General features: G+C 64.0%; 10 protein-coding genes. 2 read left to right on the forward strand and 8 right to left on the reverse strand.

Annotation, left to right across the window (positions count from 1 at the left end; translation table 11 throughout):
• Positions 1-364: 364 nt before the first annotated feature.
• The 8 genes from MOV75_RS18395 to MOV75_RS18430 form a co-directional block, all read right to left on the reverse strand.
• Positions 365-1195 (reverse strand): AraC family transcriptional regulator, encoded by an 831-nt coding sequence (locus tag MOV75_RS18395; RefSeq protein WP_246927795.1) that lies wholly within the window; start codon positions 1193-1195, stop codon positions 365-367.
• A gap of 180 nt (positions 1196-1375) precedes the next feature.
• The gene (locus tag MOV75_RS18400; protein WP_246927793.1) at positions 1376-2089 is read right to left on the reverse strand and encodes an ABC transporter ATP-binding protein; all 714 of its coding nucleotides are present in this window, start codon (positions 2087-2089) and stop codon (positions 1376-1378) included.
• Positions 2082-2849, reverse strand: coding sequence for an ABC transporter ATP-binding protein (locus MOV75_RS18405; RefSeq protein ID WP_246927788.1), 768 nt, complete (start codon positions 2847-2849; stop codon positions 2082-2084). Before MOV75_RS18405 ends, MOV75_RS18400 begins: the two co-directional genes overlap by 8 nt.
• Positions 2842-3786 (reverse strand): branched-chain amino acid ABC transporter permease, encoded by a 945-nt coding sequence (locus MOV75_RS18410; RefSeq protein WP_246927786.1) that lies wholly within the window; start codon positions 3784-3786, stop codon positions 2842-2844. The genes MOV75_RS18405 and MOV75_RS18410 overlap by 8 nt, the downstream gene beginning before the upstream one ends.
• The gene (locus tag MOV75_RS18415) at positions 3783-4700 is read right to left on the reverse strand and encodes a branched-chain amino acid ABC transporter permease (protein ID WP_246927784.1); all 918 of its coding nucleotides are present in this window, start codon (positions 4698-4700) and stop codon (positions 3783-3785) included. Before MOV75_RS18415 ends, MOV75_RS18410 begins: the two co-directional genes overlap by 4 nt.
• A gap of 310 nt (positions 4701-5010) precedes the next feature.
• Complete coding sequence (locus tag MOV75_RS18420) at positions 5011-5229, reverse strand: hypothetical protein (protein ID WP_246927782.1); 219 nt, start codon at positions 5227-5229, stop codon at positions 5011-5013.
• A gap of 1 nt (position 5230) precedes the next feature.
• Positions 5231-5890 carry an acyl-homoserine-lactone synthase gene (locus MOV75_RS18425; RefSeq protein ID WP_246927781.1) on the reverse strand — a complete coding sequence of 220 codons (660 nt, stop codon included), beginning with the start codon at positions 5888-5890 and terminating at the stop codon, positions 5231-5233.
• Between the two features lie 85 nt (positions 5891-5975).
• The gene (locus MOV75_RS18430; protein WP_246927773.1) at positions 5976-6713 is read right to left on the reverse strand and encodes a LuxR family transcriptional regulator; all 738 of its coding nucleotides are present in this window, start codon (positions 6711-6713) and stop codon (positions 5976-5978) included.
• Between the two features lie 164 nt (positions 6714-6877).
• Between MOV75_RS18430 and MOV75_RS18435 the strand changes: the two genes are divergently transcribed.
• Together MOV75_RS18435 and MOV75_RS18440 are read left to right on the forward strand one after the other, a co-directional pair.
• On the forward strand, positions 6878-7054 hold the full coding sequence (locus MOV75_RS18435) for a hypothetical protein (RefSeq protein ID WP_246927771.1): 177 nt from the start codon (positions 6878-6880) through the stop codon (positions 7052-7054).
• A 402-nt stretch (positions 7055-7456) separates the two neighbouring features.
• Positions 7457-8419 carry a LysR family transcriptional regulator gene (locus MOV75_RS18440; protein ID WP_246927770.1) on the forward strand — a complete coding sequence of 321 codons (963 nt, stop codon included), beginning with the start codon at positions 7457-7459 and terminating at the stop codon, positions 8417-8419.
• Positions 8420-8558: the final 139 nt, after the last annotated feature.

Consider the following 8558-nt stretch of genomic DNA (forward strand, 5'->3'; position numbering starts at 1 on the left):
CCACGCTGCGATTGCGAGGCGCGCTGGGCAGATTGGGCGCGCGGACGCGCCTGGTTCGGTGCCTCGACCGTGACGGGCGGCAATGTCGCCGCCGTCGACGTCGAACTGGTTCCGGAGACCTGTGCAAGCGACGGCGTGGCGTGCAGCACCATCCCCAAGCCGGCTACCCCCAAGCCAGCTACCCCCAAGCCAGCCATGCCCAGGCCGCCCTTCATTCGTTCCCAGCCGGGCGTTCGTCCGTCGTTGCGCCTCATCGTCTTCCCCGAGTTCCGTATTTGGACAACCCGGGAGTAATCAGATCGAGGCGCTCACCGCCTTTGCGCGCGGGCAAATCACCTTTGATCGCGCGTGGAGGCTTTCGAGTTTACTGACAGCGCTTCGGCGAATGGCCGAAACGCCTGCGGAACGCCGTTGCGAAATTGGCCGGATGGGCATAGCCGACCCGATAGGCCGCTTCGGTGACCGACAAGCGCTGATGGATCAAAAGCGCACGTGCGGCATCGAGCCGCTGCGCCCTCAAATAATCGATGGCGCTCTCGCCATACGCCATCTGGAATTTCTGGTTGAAGGATCTGCGGCTCAACCCTGCGCTCCGCGCCAGTTCGTCGATGCTCCAGGGATAGGCGAGATCGGCATCCATCCGCTCCTTGACCGACTGCAACCGCATCCTCTGGAGGTCGGCGGCCGGGTCGACCGCAATCCGGCCGCGCTCACTGAACAAGGCGTGGACAATGATCTCGGCGGCGTGCGCCGACAGCAGCAATTGGCCTGCGGTTCCCGCGACCGGCGGCGAGAACATTTCTGCCGCCACGGCCTCGATGCGCGGAGATGCCGTCAAAGAGACGACGGCCGTGCCTGCCCCGTCGTTCCCAAACAGCGCCTGAAACTCGTCGCCGAGTCCAAGCTCATCGATGGACGCGCGGGGAAGAGCAAGGCCGATGGCCGGACGATCGCCAGAGCGCGCCACAGCGCTGTCTTCGCGCGCGGCAATTGCCGTCATCTGCCGCTCACCGCTGGCCGCGCGCGTCAGAACGCCGCGGCCGGCATTGTCGTCGAATGCCACGGAGATGAACAGGCCCGAAGCTGCGATCGCAGGGCCGCCCGCGTCGGTGCGAAACTCGCCCCTGACAAACACGCAGCCCGGAAAATCCAGCCATTGGCCCGCTGTCGAAACGTCGGGCTGTGCGGAACTCATGTCGTCTTGAGGCCGTCCGACAATTTGATCGTAAAAGTCCCGCATCGAATTCCGCTTACGCAGCGGCTTCTTTGACGGCTGACGGCGGCGCGCTCAAGGGCGGAGCGCGCAGTTTGGAGGGTTTCGAAACTGGATTTGCTCCAAGAGGCTTTGCGTTGCGCGCGGACGGCGACGAACGCGTCAGATGCCCAGATATTTGTGCTGGAGATCCGGCTCGGCCATCAGCTCGTCAGAGGTGCCGCTCCACACCGTCCTGCCGCGTTCGATGATGGTGTGGCGATCGCAGATGCGGGCGAGGTGGTCGACGTTCTTGTCGACGACCAGGATCGACTGGCCCCGGCTCTTGAGCAGCGACAGGCAGTTCCAGATCTCTTCGCGGATCAGCGGCGCAAGGCCTTCGGTCGCTTCGTCCAGAATCAGCAGCTTCGGGTTGGTCATCAGGGCGCGGCCGATCGCGAGCATCTGCTGCTCGCCGCCGGAGAGCTGGTTGCCCATGTTGGACGCGCGCTCGGCGAGCCGCGGAAACAGCACGTAGATCGCGGCGAGCGTCCAGGGATTGGGGCTATCGAAACGATCGGCCGCGGCCGCGACCAGGTTTTCGCGCACGGTGAGGTTCGGAAAGATCTGACGTCCCTCAGGCACCAGGCCGACGCCGAGCTTTGCGATCCTGTACGAGGGAAGCTGCCTGACCTCGGCGCCGGCGAAACGAATGCTGCCGGCGCGCGCGGGCGTCAGGCCCATGATGGAGCGGATGGTCGTGGTCTTGCCCATGCCGTTGCGGCCCATCAGCGAGACCATCTCGCCTGATTTGATCGACAGCGACAGGCCGAACAGCACCTGGGACAGGCCGTAACAGGTCTCGATGCCGTCGACGTCGAGCAGCGTGTCAGCCATGATGCGTCACCACATGCTGGTCGCCGAGATAGGCGCGCTTGACGTCTTCGTTGGCCCGGATCGCGGCCGGATCGCCGGAGGCGATGACGCGGCCATAGACCAGCACCGAGATGCGGTCGGCAAGCGCGAACACCGCCGGCATGTCGTGCTCGACCAGCACGATCGAGACCTCTTTGCGCAGCTCCTGGAGCAGCTTCACCATGCCCTGGGATTCGGTGACGCCGAGACCGGCCATCGGCTCGTCCAGCAGCAGCAATTTCGGCTTGCTTGCGAGCGCGACCGCAAGCTCGATCTGGCGCCGCTCGCCATGGCTGAGCTTCGACACCAGCACATCGGCGCGATGGGCGAGGCCGACGCGATCGAGCGCGGCATGCGCGGCATCGCGTAAGGATCGCTCCTTACGCGCATTGGCAAAGAAGCGGAACGAGGTGCCGGCATGGGCTTGGGCTGCCAGCGCGACATTGTCCGCGGCGGTGAAATCGAGCAGCAGCGAGGTGATCTGGAACGAACGCGCAAGTCCGAGCGCGCAGCGGCGATAGGCCGGCAAATAGGTGATGTCGCGCCCGGCCAGCGAGACGCTGCCGGAATGCGGCTCGAGATGCCCGGTGAGCTGGCTGATCAGCGTGGTCTTGCCGGCGCCGTTCGGGCCGATGATGGCATGCAGCTCGCCGCTGGCGACGTCGAGCGAGACGTTGTCGGTTGCGATGATGCCGCCGAAGCGGCGCACCAGCTTTTCGACGCGGAGCAGGGGTTCAGCCACGGCCAGCCCTCCCGAGCATGCCGATGATGCCGCCGCGGCCGAACAGCACGATCAGCAGCAGCAGCGGGCCCATGATCAGCGCCCAATATTCGGTGATCTGCGACAGGAACTCTTCGAGCAGCAGGAACACCACCGCACCCATGATCGGGCCGAACAGCGTGCCCATGCCGCCCAGGATCACCATCACCATGAGATCGCCGGAGCGCGTCCAGTACATCACGGCCGGGCTGACGAAATCGGTGTTGTTGGCGAGCAGCGCGCCGGCGAGGCCGCACATCGTGCCCGATATGACGAAGCAGACCAGCTGGTAGCGCTTGGCGGGGAAGCCGATCGCCTGCATGCGCTGCTCGTTGGAGCGCAGGCCCTGCACGACGAGACCGAAGCGCGAATTGACGATGCGCCAGATCAGGAAGATGACGCCGAACAAGCAGGCGAGGCAGAGATAATAGAACTGCGTGCGATTGGAGAGATCGACCAGCCCGGAGAAGTCGCTGCGCTTGTAAACGGTGAGGCCGTCGTCGCCGCCGTAGCGCGCCAGGCCCGAGGCGACGTAATAGGCCATCTGGGCGAAGGCCAGCGTAATCATGATGAAATAGACGCCGCGGGTGCGTAAGCTGAGCGCGCCGATCACGAGCGCGTAGATCGCGGAAGCCGCGAGCGCGACAGGGAACTGGATGAAGCCGCTTCCGACGCCTTCCTGCGCGAGCATGCCGACCGCGTAGCCGCCGATGCCCAGATAGGCGGCGTGGCCAAAGCTCGTCATGCCGCCGAAACCCATGATGAGATTCAGGCTCGCGGCCGCCAGCGCCAGGATGATGATGCGGGTGAACAGCGTCAGGATGAAGATGTTACCCGACATTTGCGAATAGAGCGGCAGCAGCACGAGCCCCGCCAGCATCAGGGCCGTGACGGCCTTGCTCACCGTGAAAGCCTTCATCGGCGGTTGGCCGGAAACAGCCCCTCCGGCCGAACCACCAGCACGATCGCCATTACGAGATAGATCAGCATGGACGACAGCGCGGGTGCGGCGGTGGAGGCAGCGGCGCCGCTCAGTACCTGCCGCAGCAAATTGGGCAGGAAGGCGCGGCCGAGCGTGTCGATCATGCCGACGAAGATCGCGGCGAGGAACGCGCCGCGGATCGAGCCGATGCCGCCGATCACGATGATGACGAAGGCCAAAATCAGGATGTTCTCGCCCATGCCGATCTGCACGGTGAGGATCGGTGCCTGCATCAGCCCGGCAAGGCCCGCGAGGGCGGCGCCCAAGCCGAACACCAGCGTGTAGAGCAGTTTGATGTTGATGCCGAGCGCACCGATCATCTCGCGGTTGGAGGCGCCCGCCCGGATCAGCATGCCGATGCGGGTGCGCATCACGCCGAGATAGAGCAGCAGCGCGACCAGCAGCGCCACAGCGATGATGGCGAGCCGATAGGCGGGATAGTGAATGCCGGGCAGGATCGGCACCGGCACGGTGAGCCAGGCCGGCAGCGGCAGCGCCAGGCCCGCCGGGCCCCAGATCAGCCGGACGGCTTCGTTGAAGAACAGGATCAGGCCGAACGTCGCGAGCACGTGGTCGAGATGGTCGCGGCCATAGAGATGCCGCAGCGCGCTCATCTCGAGCACGATGCCGAGCACGAGCGTGGCACCGAGCGCCAGCAGCGCACCGAGCAGGAAGCTGCCGGTCCAGGCCGCGAAGGTCGCAGCGAAATAAGCGCCCATCATGTAGAGCGAGCCGTGCGCGAGGTTGACGAGATCCATGATCCCGAACACCAGCGTCAGGCCCGCGGCAAGCAGGAACAGCAGCAGGCCGAACTGCAATCCGTTCAAGAACTGTTCGACGACGAGCAGCATCAAGACTCTTTCAGGCGCACGCGGTGTCGCGCCGATGTTCGAACACGGTCGCCATCAGTGAAAGAGCTCCCCCTGCCTGTTCAAGGCGGAAAAATGGGTAATGGCAGTATCGTTCCGAGGCAAGAGCGATTCGACATCAAACATGCACTTTGTTGCATCCTGGCGCGCCGCCCAAAACGGCATTGCCAAACGCAACGCAACATTGTCGCCGTGCAGGCTGGGGCAACCTGCCGCACCCAAACGCACACCCTCTCGCCGGTTGGCCCGGCGAGAGAGTGCGAATTTGTCAGAATGTCAGCAAGGATGACGCCTAGTGGGACGTCATCCGCTGGGGAAGGTCATCCTGCTCGGCGAGCACACTGTTGGCCGTCGAGGCCTCCAGCGCCGCCATCCGGAACAGATAGGCCAGCGTCGCCAGTCCGGTTTCTTCCGCCATCTGCGCCAGTTCGAGCGCCATGTCGGACATGTAGCCGAGATTCTCGTCCTCGATCTGCGCCATGATCTGGCTGTCCCGCATCATGTTCGACATCTCAGGCGCTCTTTCGTTGCGCGGCAGCAGCGCCGCAGAGGTTGGCACGGGCAATGCAGTCGATCCGCGGACCGTCCTGCCGGACGACGCTGGTCAAACCGATACGGTCACGCACGACATCGAGCGACTCCTGACGGATCTCGATCGTTGCCGCCATGGTCAAGGAGTTCTCCACCAGCGCGGGCAATCCCAGCGGCGTCACGACGAATCCGATGTCGTGGAAGCGCGGCAGCCACCAAGTCTCCATCACGAGACAAAGCCGCTCGATGCCCTGGTCGAGACAGAATTCCTGCGCAGCCGCCATCAACTGCAGATTGAAGGCGCCGTCGCGGCGCTCGCGCGAGACGAAGAAGCGCGACCACTCCCAGACCAGCGGGTCCGAGGGGCAACTGCGTACTGCGGCGAGATGCGGGAAGACCTCGCTCATCATCGTCGGCCTGGTGGTCGGATACAGGCGCGAGCCGCCGAGCACCCGGCGGTTCTCGAGAGCCAGCAGGTAGACTGCGTCCTCATTGTCGTAGGTATCGATCTCGCGGCCGTCGGGCTTGCGCAGCGCCTCCCATTTCCGCTCCTCGACGAAAATCTCGTGACGAACCCGAAAATGCTGTTCGAGGACGTCCTCGTACAGGTGCCGATTGACGGCAGAAATCACATGAATCATGAACTCCCCCATGGCTTGAAATGAGGGGAGCCTCAGCGAAAAAGACAAAACCGACTATTGGGAAATTTCCCAGTAGGCGAGGATTTCAGGGATTGATGATTCTGTGGCGGATCGCGATCGCGACCGCGTGCGTCCGGTTGACGGCGCCGAGCTTGCGCGCGGCAGTTGCAAGATGCTCTTCCGCCGTGCGTTGCGTGATGTGCAGGATCTCGCCGATCTCCCACGCCGACTTGCCCTGTGAGGCCCAGGCGATCACCTCGCGCTCGCGGGGGGTAAGGCGCGTCGACGGATGCGGCGCCGGATCGAGCAGACGGCGAATGTGGTCGAAGCCGTACATCCCGATCAGATGCAGCGCCGGCTTGCTGCGCGCATTGAGGTCGAGATGGACGCCGCCGAGCGAAACGCCGGCCTCGTAGCCGGTCAAGCCGTGGATCGGCACGACGAAGCCGCGCGACATGCGGAAATCGGCGGCGCGCCGCATGACCTCCACCGCACCCGGCTCCAGCTCCGGATCATACGGCGCTTCGGACCATTCGAACGGGTTCACCGACTGCCGGCATTTGCGGATCACGGGATCGACACGGTCGTAGCTCTTCTGGGTGTAGAGGCTGAACCACTCCGCCGGCCACTTCTTGGCGAGCACCATCTGGGAAAAGCGCTGCTCGGGATTGGGCAGGCCCGTCACGATGATATGTTCGAAACCGTACCGGCCGAACGCGGTTGCAAGCGCGTCCATGGCGTCAGGAACCTTGGTGTAGGCTCCAAGCCCTTCGATGAAGTCGAGCGCCTCCCGGCCATAATCTACGGCATCTGCGGCGGACATCGGTGCCTTTCCTGACTTTCGCCCTTCCTATAGCACGTATTCGGGAGCTGCCTCAAATGCGCTGCGGCCGTAGTTTCCCGGTGCGCATCTGCTCTGAAGTTTTAAACTACTTGTGGCAGAATTGACGTGACGATACACCTGAGCGTCCGCAGCGGGAAAACCAAATGGAAGACGAGGACATTGCCCTCAACAGCGTGCTCGGCCTGGAATTGAACCGCGTGTTTTTCGCCGTCCACGAAACGGCAAACAAGCAGAAGATCATCGAGTTCGCGCGCGAGGTGCTGCAAAGCGAGCTTGAGGCGCTGGCCGAGAGCGTCTCGCCCGAGGGCCCGGCGAGCTGAAGCGCGGTTGCCGCGTTACGCACTCTGCGACGCCTGCCGTTATGAATGCGCTGATTTAGAAGCGATCTGACCGTTGCCTTCCCTTCTCCCGCTTCCGGAGTGGGAAGCTTGAGGACACCAGCCGCACCCTCGTGCCCCCGACGCAGCGCAGCGTCTCCCTGGCGATGCGAAGCATCGTCCAGCGAGCGATGCGCTGCAGAGCCGAGGCCCATCCATCCGCAACTTCCTCCCTGGCTTTCTGGGTCCCGGCTCTGCGCCGCAACGCCAAAACGCGTTGCGGCGCGTCCGGGACACGAGAGAGGCTTGCCTTTACTGTCCACATCGACACACACTTGCCGCTGGATGACGGCGCAGCTCTCGTAAGATGATCGCCGCCATGATCGTCTTTCGGACGCAAAGAACATGATGACGCTGCGCCAGGTTGAAGTGATCCGTGCCGTGATGGTGACGGGGACCATCGGCGGTGCGGCGAAGCTGCTCAACGTCTCGGCACCGGGGATCAGCCGCCTCGTCAAATACACCGAGCGCTCGCTCGGTATCCGCTTCTTCCAGCGCCAGAACGGGCGTTACTTCCCGACGCCGGAAGCCGAGAACATCTTCGAGCAGATCAACGGCGTCTACAAGAAGGTCGACGATCTCTCCGAGATCATCTCCAAGATCGGCCGCGGCGGGTTGTCCGAACTGCGGATCGGCTCAGTACCCAGCATCTCGCAGGTGATGGTGCCGCGCGCGATCGAGCGCGTGCGCCGCCGCTATCCCGATCTCGGCATCGACATCAACATCCTCAAGCTCGAGGAGGCCATCGACTATCTCATGCTCGGCCGCGGCGAGTGCGTTGCGATGAGCTACCGGCTGGAGCATTCCGCGCTCGACTTCATGCCGCTCGCCTCGGGCGAGCTGTACTGCATCGTGCCGCCGGGCCACGAACTCGCCGGCCGCAAGCAGGTCTCGGCCGCCGAGATCACCCGCTATCCGCTGATCGGGATCGATCCCAACGATCCCTACGGCCGCATCATGGCCGAGATCTTCGCGCGCAACCGGCTCGACTACAACATCACCATCCGCGCGCGCTTCGGCACCACCGTCTGCGCGCTGGTGAAGGCCGGGCTCGGCATCGCCATCATCGACCAGTTCACCGTAGCTCACGGCGGCTATCCCGGGATCGAGCTTTTGAAGATCACCGAGCCGACGCGGTTCGACACCTACATCGCGGTCAAGCGCGGCGCGCCGCTGTCGCTTCATGCCGAGTATTTCATCGAGTCGCTGCGCACCGAGATGCGCGCGGTCGAGCCATCCCGCGGCAACGGCAAAGCCGTGCCGGGCGGCAACGGCAAGGTCGTGCCGGCGCGCGGGCGAAAGAAATAACATGATGTTAGGTTTGCTGGACAAATGAACGGAGGCAGTCTGGATTGCTTCGCTGCGCTCGCAATGCCGGAGACTGCGGGAACGGCGCGCCGCCTCTCAACCTCACCCCTGCTTGGTCATCGTCTCCTTCACCGCCGCC

Origin of the sequence: Bradyrhizobium sp. PRIMUS42 (assembly GCF_023006515.1) — a bacterium.
Taxonomy (GTDB): domain Bacteria; phylum Pseudomonadota; class Alphaproteobacteria; order Rhizobiales; family Xanthobacteraceae; genus Bradyrhizobium.